17 protein-coding genes are annotated in these 14,534 nt (G+C 47.5%); all 17 read right to left on the reverse strand.

The window, feature by feature from the left end; genetic code table 11:
- Positions 1–30: 30 nt before the first annotated feature.
- The 17 genes from ACLBLI_RS07325 to ACLBLI_RS07405 all read right to left on the reverse strand — a co-directional run bounded on the left by ACLBLI_RS07325 (position 31) and on the right by ACLBLI_RS07405 (position 14,490).
- Positions 31–456: a hypothetical protein gene (locus ACLBLI_RS07325; RefSeq protein ID WP_414830447.1), complete on the reverse strand. Its 426-nt coding sequence runs from the start codon at positions 454–456 to the stop codon at positions 31–33.
- A 69-nt stretch (positions 457–525) separates the two neighbouring features.
- Positions 526–2,064 (reverse strand): AbgT family transporter, encoded by a 1,539-nt coding sequence (locus tag ACLBLI_RS07330; RefSeq protein ID WP_414830448.1) that lies wholly within the window; start codon positions 2,062–2,064, stop codon positions 526–528.
- Positions 2,065–2,214: 150 nt separating this feature from the next.
- On the reverse strand, positions 2,215–2,691 hold the full coding sequence (locus ACLBLI_RS07335; RefSeq protein WP_414830449.1) for an energy transducer TonB: 477 nt from the start codon (positions 2,689–2,691) through the stop codon (positions 2,215–2,217).
- Positions 2,692–2,815: 124 nt separating this feature from the next.
- Positions 2,816–3,286: an NYN domain-containing protein gene (locus ACLBLI_RS07340; protein WP_414830450.1), complete on the reverse strand. Its 471-nt coding sequence runs from the start codon at positions 3,284–3,286 to the stop codon at positions 2,816–2,818.
- 59 nt (positions 3,287–3,345) lie between these two features.
- Positions 3,346–4,182 (reverse strand): DUF6920 family protein, encoded by an 837-nt coding sequence (locus tag ACLBLI_RS07345; protein ID WP_414830451.1) that lies wholly within the window; start codon positions 4,180–4,182, stop codon positions 3,346–3,348.
- A 371-nt stretch (positions 4,183–4,553) separates the two neighbouring features.
- On the reverse strand, positions 4,554–4,979 hold the full coding sequence (locus ACLBLI_RS07350; protein WP_414830452.1) for a hypothetical protein: 426 nt from the start codon (positions 4,977–4,979) through the stop codon (positions 4,554–4,556).
- On the reverse strand, positions 4,976–5,794 hold the full coding sequence (locus ACLBLI_RS07355) for a DUF817 domain-containing protein (protein WP_414830453.1): 819 nt from the start codon (positions 5,792–5,794) through the stop codon (positions 4,976–4,978). Before ACLBLI_RS07355 ends, ACLBLI_RS07350 begins: the two co-directional genes overlap by 4 nt.
- Positions 5,795–6,078: 284 nt before the next feature.
- Positions 6,079–8,922, reverse strand: a complete 2,844-nt coding sequence (locus ACLBLI_RS07360) for an ATP-binding protein (RefSeq protein WP_414830454.1) — start codon at positions 8,920–8,922, stop codon at positions 6,079–6,081.
- 635 nt (positions 8,923–9,557) lie between these two features.
- On the reverse strand, positions 9,558–9,839 hold the full coding sequence (locus ACLBLI_RS07365) for a hypothetical protein (protein WP_414830455.1): 282 nt from the start codon (positions 9,837–9,839) through the stop codon (positions 9,558–9,560).
- A gap of 65 nt (positions 9,840–9,904) precedes the next feature.
- Entirely contained in the window at positions 9,905–10,939 is a 1,035-nt protein-coding gene (locus tag ACLBLI_RS07370; RefSeq protein ID WP_414830456.1) for a DUF2157 domain-containing protein, read from the reverse strand.
- Positions 10,940–10,979: 40 nt separating this feature from the next.
- Positions 10,980–11,216 (reverse strand): hypothetical protein, encoded by a 237-nt coding sequence (locus ACLBLI_RS07375; RefSeq protein ID WP_414830457.1) that lies wholly within the window; start codon positions 11,214–11,216, stop codon positions 10,980–10,982.
- Positions 11,217–11,255: 39 nt separating this feature from the next.
- The gene (locus tag ACLBLI_RS07380) at positions 11,256–11,576 is read right to left on the reverse strand and encodes a hypothetical protein (RefSeq protein ID WP_414830458.1); all 321 of its coding nucleotides are present in this window, start codon (positions 11,574–11,576) and stop codon (positions 11,256–11,258) included.
- A 99-nt stretch (positions 11,577–11,675) separates the two neighbouring features.
- A complete protein-coding gene (locus tag ACLBLI_RS07385) occupies positions 11,676–12,149 on the reverse strand; it encodes a DUF3592 domain-containing protein (protein ID WP_414830459.1) in 474 nt (157 codons plus the stop codon).
- A 133-nt stretch (positions 12,150–12,282) separates the two neighbouring features.
- Complete coding sequence (locus tag ACLBLI_RS07390; protein ID WP_414830460.1) at positions 12,283–12,657, reverse strand: hypothetical protein; 375 nt, start codon at positions 12,655–12,657, stop codon at positions 12,283–12,285.
- A gap of 147 nt (positions 12,658–12,804) precedes the next feature.
- Positions 12,805–12,984 carry a hypothetical protein gene (locus tag ACLBLI_RS07395; RefSeq protein WP_414830461.1) on the reverse strand — a complete coding sequence of 60 codons (180 nt, stop codon included), beginning with the start codon at positions 12,982–12,984 and terminating at the stop codon, positions 12,805–12,807.
- 130 nt (positions 12,985–13,114) lie between these two features.
- On the reverse strand, positions 13,115–13,963 hold the full coding sequence (locus ACLBLI_RS07400; RefSeq protein WP_414830462.1) for an acyl-CoA thioester hydrolase/BAAT C-terminal domain-containing protein: 849 nt from the start codon (positions 13,961–13,963) through the stop codon (positions 13,115–13,117).
- Between the two features lie 116 nt (positions 13,964–14,079).
- Complete coding sequence (locus tag ACLBLI_RS07405; RefSeq protein ID WP_414830463.1) at positions 14,080–14,490, reverse strand: GFA family protein; 411 nt, start codon at positions 14,488–14,490, stop codon at positions 14,080–14,082.
- Positions 14,491–14,534 lie beyond the last annotated feature (44 nt).

Here is a 14,534-nt window from a genome sequence, read left to right on the forward strand (position 1 = left end):
GCTTCAGAACATTTGTCTGGTTTCCCGGTGTCACGGTATATGCTGCTGAACCGCTGCCATTAATTGCTGCGGCTCGTCCGTGCCAAGACGTAGCCGTGAGCCGTCTTTTCGGGTTATTTCCACCGCATCCAGGCCTGACACAGCGTATAACCAGCCATGGGGAGTAAAGCGGATGCCAAGACCAAAGTACCATTTATTGCGCACCACACTGACCGCCGCAATTTCAGAAACCGGCAACTGCTTTTTCCAGAAGCCAAAACCAAAATGCCAGGTCACAGACTGATCGTCGACAATGATGGTTTGTGATGAGAACAGCAGTGAAGCCGGAACCAGAACCACAAGCGCCATCCAACTGACGTTAGCGGCAACGCCACCCTGGGAAAAAAGAATCAGCAGGGCGGCAGCGGCGAAGAATATCAGCATCCAGGTGCCGGGTTGAGTATGTTTGTAAGTCATCCTCGTGATTCCTGTTCTCAGCAGGTTTACCGCGTATTCAACTCAGGCTGAATACGCGGGTGGGTGGCCTTAAGGCGCAACATATTCATAAGAAGCCTGAATTCCCAACGGGATCCCAAGGCTCCAGTAAATAATCAAAAACAGTGTCCATACCACCAAAAAGCACACTGAGAATGGCAGCATCATTGAGGTAAGTGTACCAATGCCTGTCGATGTAACATAACGCTGACAAAATACAACAACCAACGGGAAGTAGGGCATTAATGGCGTAATGATGTTAGTGCTGCTGTCACCAATACGGTAGGCGGCCTGAGCCAGATCCGGAGAAATCCCCAACTGCATCAGCATCGGAATGAATATCGGTGCAAGCAGCGCCCATTTCGCGGAAGCTGAACCAACAAATAAATTAATCAGGCCTGTCAGAAAAACAATGCCTGTGATGGTAATGCCTGCAGGCAGTGACAGCGACTGCAGGAAGTCAGCGCCTTTTACTGCCAGCAATATACCTAAATTCGACTGGCCGAACGCATAGATGAACTGCGCAATACAGAACATAATAACCAGATAGTAACCCATGCCCTGCATGGCTTTGGTCATGCCTTCGACAAACTGCTTGGAGTTACGGATACTGCCAATGATGAGGCCGTAAACCAGCCCGGGAATTAAGAATAGCAGGAAAATCAGCGGCACAATCGATTTCATCAACGGCGCTGTAAAAGACGTAAGCGAGCCATCATCACCACGCCATGGTGAGGTTTCAAAAGAGGCGGTAACCGCCAGAATAATGATGCCGATGACCACGGCGAAAAGTGACCAGCGAAGTGCAGTGCGCTCGTCATCTTTTAACGGCTCCATGCTGGGGAGATCAGACATATCGCCATCGATAGGATTGTTTTGTAGCTTAGGCTCTACCAGCTTATCTGTGATAAACCAGCCAAGGGCGGTAACCACCAGCGCCGATGCGGTCGTAAAATAGTAATTGTTGAGCGGGTTCAGCGTGACAGTGGGATCAAGCAGTTGCGCACCAGCCTGAGAGATACCCTGCAGCATGGGGTCGAGTGCTGAAGGAACGAAGTTCGCTGAGAATCCCCCAGACACCCCGGCAAACGCTGCGGCAATCCCGGCAAGAGGATGTCTGCCGGCCGCATAGAAAATAACGCCGCCAAGCGGAATCACCAGCACATACCCGGCATCTACCGCTGAGTGGCTGACAATACCAATGAGAATAATCATTGGGGTAAGCAACCATTTGGCCGTTACCGAAAGCAGTGCACGCAGGCCTGCGTTGATAAAGCCGGAATATTCAGCAATACCTATCCCCAGCATGGCTACCAACACCACACCTACCGGATGAAAGTGCGCAAAATTTGTCACCATGGATGACATAAACTGCGTTAGTGCGCTTCCGGCCAGTTGATTATTAATGGCGAGCGATTCGCCAGTTCTGGGATCGGATACATTAAAATCAATGCCGGATAAGGCCCATGAGAGTACCCACACTACAGCAAGCAGCATCAGAAAAAGCACAGCGGGGTCGGGAAGCTTATTTCCCCAGATTTCCACCTTATTCAGCAGGCGTTGAACCAAAGATTGGCGCGTTTGTTCCATAACGTAACACTCTTATCATTATTATTGGTGATAGGCTCCGGCTCTGTTTTAACAGCGCGGCGCGTACACGTATTTTCTGTCAGCACTTAAGCTACTTGAAAAAGAGGAAAAGTTACAGACTAAAATGGTAGGAAAACCGGCGATTGCGGCTTAGGAAATCGGTTCAATCCCACACGCGTCACGAGCCTGATCGATGTTCTTGGAATTACTGACAACAAAATCCAGTTGCGTCGATGTCAATATTGGCTGTTTATCGATGTTGGTTTCCGAAGCTTTCCAGCGCCAGCGCGCTAAAGCCGCCATCGCGTTGTTTTCAAACGTACCTGAGGGAAAGGCTTTTACTATACGGTAGCCTTCCGGTTTTCCGGATGCGTTGATGCTGTACACAATTTCTACGCATCCTGATATACCGTCAAGTGCCGCATGCATAGGGTACTGGGGGTTCTTTGACGTTGTTTTTACCCAGTACTCTTCAACCTTACTGCGATCTGCTTTGGCGGTAAAGTCGGGATACCCGGAAACATCAATGGTGGTAGCAGGGCCCTTCGAAGCCGCAGTGTCAGAAGAGTCTGCGGACTGACAGGCACAGAGTATGACTGAAGATAATAAAACGGGAACGTACTTCATTGGTAAATCCTTTTACACTCGTTATGTTGTTAGACTAAGCCTGTATCAGGCTAAGACATAATGCGAAATGCCATTTCTCAGACTATGAGAAACCGCATTCGCTATGTTTGTTAATACCGCAACGCTACAATAAAAGTTCTTCTTCAATGGGATAAAAATGTGTGGCAGCCTGTTCAAGAGAAGCAGCAGTTAATGCAGGTACTCCAAATACTTCTACCGTTTTTCCTTTCTCGCGCAGCGCTGTGGCCAGCAAATCAAAATCACCGTCTCCGGATACCAGCACGATTATGTCTGCTGAAGCCCCATGTTCCAGCGCGTCAATAGTAATGCCAACATCCCAGTCACCTTTGGCTGAGCCGTCTGAACGCTGAATAAATGGCTTCAGCCGCACATCAAACCCTATGGCTCTCAGGATATTCTGAAATTCACGCTGCTTTTGATCGCCACGATCGATGGCATAGGCAAAAGCACCGACAACGTTTCTTTCAGCCGTTGCCTGACGCCAGAACGCATTATAATTGAAATTGCGCTTATATGCCTGACGCGTGGTGTAGTAGACATTCTGTACATCTACAAATAATGCCACTTTTTTCATTTCTCAGCCTGGTTTTCAGAAAGTGCGAAGACCATATCACAACCAACATACCTTCCCTATCAATAGCGAAATTTTATCTGTGTGATAGTGCCTTTCCACACCAGCACTAGCCTGTGGCTATCATACCATCCTACTTCTCCGTACATCGGGATTTGCATGCCATCGTGCAAAGCATATTGCGAGAAGTGGCCTTCCCACGGTGTGGGCTGAAAGCCCCCGCGGACTAGACGGTAGCGGGCAGGCGTTGATACGCTGGTAACGGCGCCCTCGTTGTTAAAATGGAAGAGCAGAGAAACGGTAAGGCCGGAATCGATTAAAGTAGCAAGCGCACAGTTATCATCAATCGCAGTCCAACTGACACCGCACTGCGGTAACAGCGACGTGGGGTACCATACTGCTTCTGCCAGATAGCGGTGCAGCGCCGCTTCGTTTAGCTGTGGAAGGTTTTTACTGGTTGCCATGGTAATAGCGGAGTAAATACTGGCCCTGCTCAAACCGATACCGTGCAGAACGCTGTCGATAACGTTAATGCTAAGACAGGGAAGCACCCTGATATCTGCGTTCCAGAGAAATCCGGCCGGCATTGAAGTGGCGATATGCCGGGCATTGAAAGGCATCCAGCTGGATGAAGTGACATCGGCTTTGAGTTGACCCGATTGAAGAAAAGAGACCTGCCTGATGATAGGTTGCCCATCGGTAAGGGCAAAGCGAAAGTAGCGCTGAACCGGCACCGGCAGGGCAGATAGCAAAGACAAATCGACACTTGACGTTCCAACGCTGCTGCTCTTGAGTTCTGTAGTCAGCTTTCTGAGTAAGGCGCGCTGACACAACACCGCGACACAAACCGCCAGCACCAGAATTGCAGTGACAATTGCCAGGTATGTCAAAGGTGTCATGATAACAACCTCATCTGTTGTACTGATTTATTATACCGCGTAATGACATCCGGTGATGTGTCTTTGTCAGTACCAATTTGTCTTCGTTCGCGACGTAAAGAAAACCTGTGAGGTCTCATTACTGGCGAATACACCTCACGGGAATGATTGGCGGACGTACCGTAACGGTGTTGTCGGGTACCGATAGCACTTTTGTTGTGCCAGTGCGTGTGGCTATCCATATGAATGAGTTCTAAAGCCGCCTTCCGGATACATAATGGGTAACCGAATACACAAACTACTCAGCTTGCGAAAAAAGTGGATAGCGAAATTCACTTTCGGTGTCAACACGGGCAATACTGCCTTTGCTGACTCCCCATGGCACTTTGGGCTTACCTGGGGGCGCTTTGGTTTCGTATTATACGGTGACACGCGTATAACAACACCACAACCACAGCAAAGAAAATACGGTTAACCGTAATGACATCCTGATACACATTACCAGGAAAAAAGCCGCTGTGTAGTAAAGCGGTGGCACTGGACAGCGCAAGGGGAAGTTGCATCAGCAGCATCGCTTTCACATTGTAAGGGGCGCTGGGAAAAAAGTGCCGGTATAGCCACAGCACCAATGCCACGGTAATAATCAGGATTGAGTTGTCATAAACAGCCAGCCACCACCACTGTAAACTGTTGCCGTCAAAATCCGGTACGGTCATGAAGTAACTGCTCAAAGGCGAATAACTAGCGGTAAGCGTAAACACCAGAATCAGTGCAATCAGTAGCGCTATCCCACAAAGAAATGGTGTCAGGTATTTCATTCCAGCTTTGCCTCTGCCAGCGATGACGTTGCAGGGGCGCGGTGAATATGTAGCTTGTTGATCAGCGAGACCAGCACAAAGCTCAATAGCATCAACAGGTACCAGGAGCTCAGCTTCGACAGAGACACCATACTCCATTGTTCTGCCTGATCTGGGTAAATCCAGATATTGGTATAAGTCGCGATATTTTCAGCAAGCCAGATAAACAGCGCTACCAGGAACCAGCCAAACAACAGCGGCATCTGCCTGTGCGTGTGGCTGATCTTGAAGTAAACGGTAGTGTTGTAAAAAAGTACACCAGTAAAAGCCAGCAATACCCAGCGCAGATCAACAATATAATGATGTGTAAAGAAGTTCAGGTAAATCAGTGTTACCAGCGTGACGGTGGCCCACTTACCCGGGTAGTTACTGTATTCAAACTCGAAAATTCGCCACACTCTGGCAATATAACTTCCTACCGCGCTGTACATAAATCCGGTAAACAGCGGAACATTCGCAATGCCAAACACATATGCTTCCGGGTAAGACCAGGAGGCGATGCTGTCTGAAGTTTTAAAAACCTCCATGATGGTCGCTACAATATGAAATACCACGATCACCACAGATTCACGCAGCGTTTCCAGCCGGGTGACTAAAAGCAGTGCCTGAAAAGCAATGGCTGCGAGAAATATGAAATCGTACCGGTGCAGGCCTTCAAACGGGTACCAATAACGGGTAACAATCATAATGGCTAAGAGAAAGCCACCAAACAGGCAGGCATAAGCCTGTTTTATGCCAAATAACCAGAATTCATACAGGGCTGATTTCAATTTCACAGTTCGATGATTAGCATTATGAGAAAGTATTTATCTGTTGTTATACGCTAGCGTATTTTGCGGGCTATTGATACTCCAGTAACAGCGCCCCTAAATCATCGAATAAATGCAAAAAAGGCCGGGCATGCAAAGCCTGTACGCTACTTTGGGAAAGCACCATCCTTGCCGGACCGAAGCCAGGCTGAAGGGAAGGGCGTCTAATTCTTTATGGAACGTGTTATTGCAAAAAACAGGTAACCATAGCATGTCACGGTGAAGCTAATTGCTGGCCGTAAAAAGGGCCGTTATGACGGCGAGGACAACTGGGCCTTTTGCTGTCTGACGCTATCCACTATGGGCATTAAATCATTTAAATCCAGCGGCTTTACCAGATGGTGATGAAAGCCTGACTCTTTTGAACGTTTGATATGAGAGGGTTGTCCCCAGCCCGTTTGTGCAACAAATACCGCGTCTCTCAGCGCAGGTAGCTTTTTCAGGGCAATACACAAGTCATAGCCGTTCATGCCGGGCATGCCGATATCCAGCAGTACCAGATCCGGAGCAGTCTGCTTGACGGCCTCCAGTGCTGAAGGGCCATCTTCTACCACAATCACATCACAGCCTTTGGCCTCAAGGATCCAACCCATTGTGATAGCGGCATCCTGATTGTCATCTGCAATAAGTACCGACAGGGTCCGGGTGTCTGCGACAGCTTCAGTAAACAGAGGCGTTTTCGTGCCGGCACGCTTTTCAGCCTCAACGCGCGGAAACGTTACCGAAATGCAAGTGCCTTTGCCTTCCCCGTCACTGTGCACTGTGACAGCGCCATCGTGCAGTTCAACTAAGCGTTTCACCAGAGTCAATCCAATTCCAAGTCCGCCCTGGGAGCGCTCCAGTACCCCTTCTATCTGGGAAAACATATCGAAAATGTCGTTTATCTTGTCTTTCGGGATCCCCACGCCACTATCCGTAATATCCACCGTTACTGATGAAGTGGTAGTGTGCACCTTTATTTCTATTTGTCCGCCGCGAGGCGTGTATTTCGCCGCATTGTTAATAATGTTGGTGAAAACTTGTGCCAGCCTGACAAAGTCACCATCTACCCAGGCATCGTTGCCGGGATAGCGAACCGTCAAAATATGGTTGTTTTCATCAATCATTGGCTGCACGCTTTCAATCGCGTCACGAATGGCATCACAGATATCCAGTGGTGATTGGGATAACCGAATTTTTCCCCGCGTGATACGCGAAACATCCATCAGGTCGTCAACCAGGCGAACCATTTGCGTCACCTGGCGTTCAACCAGAATGAATGACTCTTGTTTCCGCTCTTCAGAAAATAAGCCTGACTGCAGTATCTCTACCGCATTACGAATGGGGGCAAGCGGGTTCCGAAGTTCGTGAGCCAGCGTAGCGAGAAATTCATCTTTACGTTTGTCAGCTTCCTGTAACGCATTAATCGCGTTTTGTTCTCGGGTAATGTCAACGCCCACGCCAGGAAAGCGCACCGCATTGCCACTTTCATCATAAATAACCCGGCCACGAAATGAGCCCCACCGTATGCTGCCGTCTTTTTGCAGAATACGGTATTGCTGATCGTAAGGTTTTCCCGTCGCAATGCTCTCCTGTATCGCTTTCTCAATAACAGGTACATCTTGCGGATGAACATAATCAAGCGGGCGTTCGATAGGAACGCCGTAGGCGGTCTCTTCCGGAGTCAGATTAAACAGCTCGCCGAGGCGCTGATCTGCCGTAAAGAGGTTTTTCCTGATATCCCAGTCCCAAATTCCAAAACTGTGTGAGGCCTCAAGCGCGATCCGCCTTCGCGCTTCGGCCTCTTTGGCCATCTTTTCTGCTTCGTAACGTTCTGTAACGTCACGGGTAGACCCGGCTATTGCCTCAACATTGCCCGCCGCATCCAGCACAGGAACGAATATGTAGTCGTAGGTTCGTGGCCATAATGCTCCGTGAAAGAACACGTCACTGCGAATAGGTTTTTTGGTTTCAATGACCTGTTCAATTTCTCGCATATGCATATCAGCGTGCCACTTCTCGTAGCCCAGCTCGTAGCAATTTTTACCAATTGCTTCATCCCACGAGATTCCCCATATTGCCAGCAGCGCATCATTGACGTAGGTAAAGCGTCCCGATAAATCGAAGGTATATACTGGATCGGGGTTATTTGAGAGAACGGCTTCGTAAAGTCGACATTGTTTAAGAAGGGTTTCGGTATTCTCTGTTGCGTCATCTTCTTTCTGGTTTCGCGCCCGGCTGTTCCGACAGTGCTCAGCAACTATTGCCACTGTTTGCGAAATTGCATCAACAACCTGCGTGTCATATTCAGCGGGCGGCGTGCAGCATGGGGAAAACAGGGAAATGGTTCCGACGACACGCTGCTCTTTCTGTGAATGCACAGGTATACACCAATACGCCGCGAGGCCGCAGTCAGAAGCCGCCCGAGAAAACTCAGGCCAGGCATTCTGTTTCGTTAGATCAGCAATGACGACTGGTGCACCTTTTTCAATACACCTTCCACAGGGGGTATCAGAGTCTGGATGTGTTCCGGAAAGTCGCGCGACAATGTCGTGGGGCATGCGCGAAGAGGTAACGGACGTAATCTGATTGGCATGTTCATCTGTCAGATTAATGGCAACACACACAGCGTGGGGCGCCTGCTTTTCTAAAGCCTGCACAAGTGGAAGCAGTATCTCCTGCTCATCTTTTCCACTAAGTGCCAGATTAAGGGCATGTTGCTGGCTGTCAGCAACGATTTTCTGTCTGCGGATCACAGAACAGTCGTGAAACGTAATACACAATGTGTTGTCGTCAACCCTGAACACCTTCATCGATAACCAGACCTGATTCGAACCAAACGGTATTTCCAGGTAATTTACTTTGCCCTGATTCAACACATAGTCAAAGGCGCGGTTGAAGCTATCGAGAGCAGAATCTGAAAATAAATCTTGGAAGGGGGAATGTAAGGCGGCAGACAAATCGAGAGACATAATTTTTTCTGCCTGGTGGTTCACAAACGTGATCCGGCAGAATTTGTCCACCAAAACGATGCCGTCTGATACATTGTCAGCGATACTTTCGGCTAACAGGCCGGGCAAGGTGTCGTTTTTCGTTGCAATTCCTGGTTCGCTCAAAGATCTCTCAGCACGCCTATCATGATAATTCTATCCTAGATCAGACGACGACAGGATGCGACTTATTTACGCAGTCTCTGGTATTAATTCCGAATAATACCTCTTACGACAGTGCCGGTAAGGTGGTGAGGTGCAGTTATTCTTTATTCTGCGATTTGTTTTTCTTTGCTGCAAACAGCAGTGCACCCACAAACAAAATAAAAATGATCAGGCCTGCGGAGAGTAAAATACTGATGATCGAGCCCATATCGTAATGTCTCCCTTCATGAAAAACGGCCCGTTATGGGCATCGGTTTGCTGACAGTGCCAAAACAAATTTCAGGTTGTGTCAGCAGCGGTTGAGACCTTTTTTGTTACTGAGTGTCTTTCATACTCTGAATAAAATCGTACAGCCCCGCTGCCATGAAAAAATTCTGTTGTCACCACTGTTCACATCCTGACATAGGAATAAGTCAGGCGAGCGGTGTGAATAGTAATAGCAGTGAGAAATAAAAAAACTACCGCGAACTACCATATCCACATCCTGTATTTATAGCTTACGATAAGGATATCGGTTCGCTTGTGTCTGAATTATTTCTCAACCGCTATGATTTCCCCTTTGCTTGCGGAGAGGTTCAGATATGGCTTGCTCTGTTTTAGTTCAGAATGTCGGCAATAAATGTAGCAATTGCAACAGCAGTATCTTTGTTTTCTTCAGCATGACGTTTTTGTGCTTTAGCGCTTTCACACAGCTTATAAGTAGCGTCTACGGCTCTTGCATCTTTGGCTACTCGCTGAGAGGCATTGTTACGGCAGTGTGCGATGTCAGCTGATTCATCTCGAACGCTGCATCCGCCCAAAAAGAGCGCCACAGTAATAAAGAGTAAAAGTGATTTAATATTGATTTCTCCTTTCGCTGTTGTCTGGCATGACGCCATACATCGCAGATTATTATGTTGATATCCGGACTGGAAATACTTTTTATATGGCTACTGAGAAGTTTTTACGAGTGAAGTTTCGACTCCAGTAATTCTCGCAGTGGTGCAGGCAGAGATGCACGTGCCCGCTGAGATATGAATTTTTCGTGCTTTTGCCACAGAATGCCCAAATACACAATCCCCAGTCCGATTGCTGTCAACGCTACTGGAAACAACCAGCTGTCTTCAAATACATTGAATGCCAGATGTCCGAGATAACCACAGCTGCCAAGCGCACCAAACACCACAAACACCCGGCGTACCAGTAATACGCCCACAAAAATCATTGTGAGGTTAATGAGAAAGTAAAGAAACTTTGATATTTCACTGTCTGACTCCTGCAACGATAAGCCACACCAAAACGCAGTCACTCCAAACAAATAAAGCCAGAATGCATAATCTGCGGTGTGTCGTGAACGAATATCCACCCAGAACGCCAGTGATGTCATCAGCAAGCCGGTGTACAATGAAACCAGCTGCCTGAGCTCCCAGGAGTGGTCACCGCCTGAAATAAGTGCGGTAATATCCATTGTCATGTACCACAGCGTGACGCCAACAGGCATGATCAGAAACGGGTATTTGTAGCGCCACGCGACTATCGTGCCCACAATCAGGGTGCCAAGCTCCATGTATAACCAATAGGCTCTTACCTGACGGTGATAATCCTGATATTGCGTGCTGTCAGGCCATATGCCAAGCCACTGCTGCGCTCCGTAAATTGCCAGCGGCGTCATACACACCACAAAGGTGGCACAAATGCCCGCAGGAATAGTGTGGTTTTTTGATGCAAAGCGATGGGTAAGTTTCAGACCGACAGCGGCATACAGCAACGAGATAACTACAATCCCCGCTCCGCCAAACGATTCCCAGCCTAAATTCATAAGCAACGTCATTGCCCCTATGGCAATTAATCCGCCGAAATAATAAAGCACGTGGGTTAAAGAAAACGTGGTTTTTTGCTGCGACTGCTCAGCAAAAAAAGCCAGTAAATCATCTGCCTGCTGGGCGGAAATAATATTGCGTGACACGGCTTCTGTTAATGATTGTTTGGATACGTCCATGGTGCTTTCTCCTGTCATACCCTGTGAATAGCAAGCATTGCTATTTCATATCACAGGAACATCCCACGGAGCCATCGGCATTTTCCCATTCCTGAAAATAACCACCAGAGCCCGCCGTTTGCCCTGGTCGCGCTTTGCACTGCATTTTCAGCTGATTGCAAAACGATGCGCTCTGGCCAGTTTGTGTTTTGGTTGCCCGCTCCATTCCAACTCGTGCGAACGGGCCGCCAGCGCAGCCTGCTAACAGCAATACCAGTAGCATAGTGAAATATTTCATTGCTCAACTCCTAATTCAAAAGTCCGCGTTCAGTGCGCGTCAACGGATAACAAAGGTGATGGTGTAGACGCCTGCAACCATAGCCGCTACATAGCAGGCAGCAAAGCAGGCGTTAATGATTAGCAAGGCACGCCAGCCTGTGCCAGTGAAGTGTTCTCTGGCTCTGATTTTCTTGCTGGATAACCTAGTACAGCTGTAAAGCAGCATCACCGAGGCACTTAACAGGAAAAAGAACGCACCGAGTACGCCAAGTCCAGGTGAAATACTGTTATTAGCATGTTCAAGCGAGTGAATGACCGGGAGTAAAAGCAACAGGCCCAGCAGGGTAAAGGCAAAGCCATAGAGTTGTGCTTCTTTCATGGCTGCACCGTTGCGCAAGTTTGTGAGTGCATAGAACCGTCCTTAGTTAACAAAAGCATGGTCACTGACAGAACTGGTAAATTCTGCGATGTGGTGTTGCTAATCCAGGTATCCTAGCAAGCCCATGAAGGTAACTACAACCGAAACCATCAATGCGAATGACGCCAGTATTACTTCACTGAATCGCTTGTTGCTGCTTCTTGCGCCAGTCATTAATACCGCGTTTCGTGGGTTCTCGGGGTCATAGAACACGGAAACATCACTTTTTTCCGGGTGGTCTTCGGCAAACCGGACTGTCTCCGGGTACATCAGCGTATAAAACGCTATTCGATTACCGTCGTAAGCTTTCCCATCTACCTCATAACGATAGGAAACCGTCAGACGCTCGGCATCTTTGGACTTGCCACCAATATTCCGTTTTCCCCACAAAGTGACGCTTACCATGTGGCCCTGAACACCTGGCCAGTGCTTGCTTGAATCTGCGTTTCTCAGGTTGTTAAGCGCAAAACGAAGAAACCACAGACAAAACACAATACTCAAAATGCCAGCGATCGCAGGTGTGCTTACGTTCATATATTGCTCCGGCGAGCGATAAAAGTCGCTATTGTATTAGAATGAAACCGATTGCGTACGGTTACACTGTGTTACACACAAGATTAAGCGCTTATGCACGTAGTTGCGTTGCCATGCTTCTGGAAGACATAGCTTACGCCGCTGTGCATTTTTTTCTGGCAACCGCGCCTGAATAACCGATAAGCACAATCATCGCGCCGATACCTGCCCAAACTAATGTCGCAATAAACTTGCCGTACAAAATAAGATCCATCACCGCCAAAATAGCGAACAGAAAAGACGGCACGGCGACAAAAAATGCGGCGTGAATGCCGCGCTTAACGCTTTGCTTTGCCAGCAGGAAACTGGTTACAAATACATAGAACGCGCCACCAACTGCATACACTATCGCCCAGCTTGTCGCACCAACAAAAAGGTGAGTGACGAGTAACGCATATATCGCGAAACCTGCGAAAATCTGTACGGTATTAATCAGTAGTGGTTTTAGCGATGGTTTCTGACGATTCATTTTTGTATTTCACAGGTAAAGAATTAACGCTATCACAAGGATAAGAGTAGTAAAGTTCCCCGTGGCCCGCTAACTGTTTAGAAATTGGCAGGGTAAAGCACACAATTCCTCGGCTTATCGTTTCCGCAGCCGGACTAGGTTGTTGTCTCAGAAAGTGAAGCCAGAGCCAGCCCCCAAATCCAGAGCAATACCAGAATAAAAGGGTTTGATGTTTTGTATTTCGAAAAATGCTTTGTTTTTTTCTTTCGCAGACTCAAAGCCGCCCATTAGCCATGTATATACATCTGACAATAAGTCTTCATAGTGTTCCTTTACACTAACCATCATTACTTCCTTCCCTTGGTAACCAAGCCGCAAAACAAACACATATTAGGCAGTAGCACAAGGGCTAAAGTCCGAGCGACGCGAACACCCAGGTGTATATGCCTGGGCTATTGCGAGCAACTACAGCAGATTTTTAGCCGCCTCCACCAACGCTGTTTATAAATTCCCGATAAACTTTTTCAGCCTCAACCAATATTTTTCCGTCTAATAAATGGTCTAAAGCTGGATAGTGAAGGTGTTTGCAAGTTGACGTTTCATTACGCTCCATCCGTTGGCAGACGCTCTCGGCCATTAAATTAGATGGCCATATTTCATCGTTACCGCCTGAATAGAGGAAAACACGGCCTGAAATGTCTTCTGCTTTTATGGATGCTTTGCCACTGTCTTCTCGATTAGTTAACGACTGGGAATAGAGATCGAGCAGACCATTAACAGCACTAGTTGGATTGAAATGTACGTAAGGCAACTCTTGTTGCTCGAAAGTCCAACTTGAACCTGGTGTTTTTTGCCAATCGTTTAAAATACCCGCCCATACCACCGAACTCGGTGCGATAGCCACTACCCGGTTAAAAGTCGCATCTTTAGATGCAAGCAGTAACGATAACTCAGCACCTTTTGACCACCCAGCTAAAGTAAAGTTTTTGGCCTTTGGGTGCTTGAGGTGCAACCAGTTTCTGGCTTTGTCAAAATACTCCAGTGGTATTTTTTCTAGTTCATCAGGAAGTGATTCTTCTCTAAAATATGCGACAGCCAGGGTAGGAAAGCCATTGCTGGCGATTACTTTTGCAAGGCGCGTAGGGATCCCCCCCTCAGAACCGCCAAACACAATAACCGGCTGTTTGGATGAGTCAGCAGGTTGCTGATAGTAGTGGCCAACGAAACCATTGTCTTTAACGCTAAGCTTTTGAATTGTAGCGCCTATTGCAAGAACAGGAAAAAGGTAGGACAGAACAAAAAACAGTATCCTTCTTTTCGATTTCATTAAATATTGCTTCCTTGTAGTTTAGAGTGGCGGATAATTCCCATATACGGGGCAGTAGTACGTGAGCCTAATACGAGCGAAGCGATAATTGCACTTTGACAGGCACGTATATGTTACTACCTCGTTCTTCCAGGTTCGAAACTATCATATCTTGGCAAATCGTCATCAAGATTGTCCCAGTTTGCTTTAGATGACACAAAGTTGTGAGATGTAGGTTTTTCTTTGATATCAGTGTCTAAAATGCCGAGACGAATTCTAAGCTTTTCCGGCTTTTCAGAGTTAGAGCTAAAAATGGGAGATGCACATACAGAACAGAAATGCCTTAACTTGCCTTTCTTAAATTCGAAGTGGTTTAGCTTATCTTCTGGATCGAGAATTCTGAACTCATCTTTGTTTACAAAACCATTTGTTGCGTATGCTGTGCCACTGTTTTTACGACACAACGAGCAATGGCAATGAATGATGCTAGTGATTGAGCCTGTAAGTTCGATTTTTATTGCACCGCACAGGCAAGAACCTTGGTACATGGTTAAATTCCTTTTAGTATATCCAGTCTCAGATGTGTCTGACA

It is taken from the genome of Alteromonas sp. H39, assembly GCF_047556435.1.
Lineage (GTDB): Bacteria > Pseudomonadota > Gammaproteobacteria > Enterobacterales > Alteromonadaceae > Alteromonas.

Coding starts and splice junctions, on each gene's coding strand:
- ACLBLI_RS07405 (WP_414830463.1), bottom strand. CDS start 14,490: ATGTACCAAGGTTCTTGCCTGTGCGGTGCAATAAAAATCGAACTTACA.
- ACLBLI_RS07325 (WP_414830447.1), bottom strand. CDS start 456: ATGACTTACAAACATACTCAACCCGGCACCTGGATGCTGATATTCTTC.
- ACLBLI_RS07380 (WP_414830458.1), bottom strand. CDS start 11,576: ATGAAAGAAGCACAACTCTATGGCTTTGCCTTTACCCTGCTGGGCCTG.
- ACLBLI_RS07335 (WP_414830449.1), bottom strand. CDS start 2,691: ATGAAGTACGTTCCCGTTTTATTATCTTCAGTCATACTCTGTGCCTGT.
- ACLBLI_RS07340 (WP_414830450.1), bottom strand. CDS start 3,286: ATGAAAAAAGTGGCATTATTTGTAGATGTACAGAATGTCTACTACACC.
- ACLBLI_RS07370 (WP_414830456.1), bottom strand. CDS start 10,939: ATGGACGTATCCAAACAATCATTAACAGAAGCCGTGTCACGCAATATT.
- ACLBLI_RS07395 (WP_414830461.1), bottom strand. CDS start 12,984: ATGATGGTTAGTGTAAAGGAACACTATGAAGACTTATTGTCAGATGTA.
- ACLBLI_RS07390 (WP_414830460.1), bottom strand. CDS start 12,657: ATGAATCGTCAGAAACCATCGCTAAAACCACTACTGATTAATACCGTA.
- ACLBLI_RS07365 (WP_414830455.1), bottom strand. CDS start 9,839: ATGGCGTCATGCCAGACAACAGCGAAAGGAGAAATCAATATTAAATCA.
- ACLBLI_RS07385 (WP_414830459.1), bottom strand. CDS start 12,149: ATGAACGTAAGCACACCTGCGATCGCTGGCATTTTGAGTATTGTGTTT.
- ACLBLI_RS07330 (WP_414830448.1), bottom strand. CDS start 2,064: ATGGAACAAACGCGCCAATCTTTGGTTCAACGCCTGCTGAATAAGGTG.
- ACLBLI_RS07345 (WP_414830451.1), bottom strand. CDS start 4,182: ATGACACCTTTGACATACCTGGCAATTGTCACTGCAATTCTGGTGCTG.
- ACLBLI_RS07375 (WP_414830457.1), bottom strand. CDS start 11,216: ATGAAATATTTCACTATGCTACTGGTATTGCTGTTAGCAGGCTGCGCT.
- ACLBLI_RS07400 (WP_414830462.1), bottom strand. CDS start 13,963: ATGAAATCGAAAAGAAGGATACTGTTTTTTGTTCTGTCCTACCTTTTT.
- ACLBLI_RS07350 (WP_414830452.1), bottom strand. CDS start 4,979: ATGAAATACCTGACACCATTTCTTTGTGGGATAGCGCTACTGATTGCA.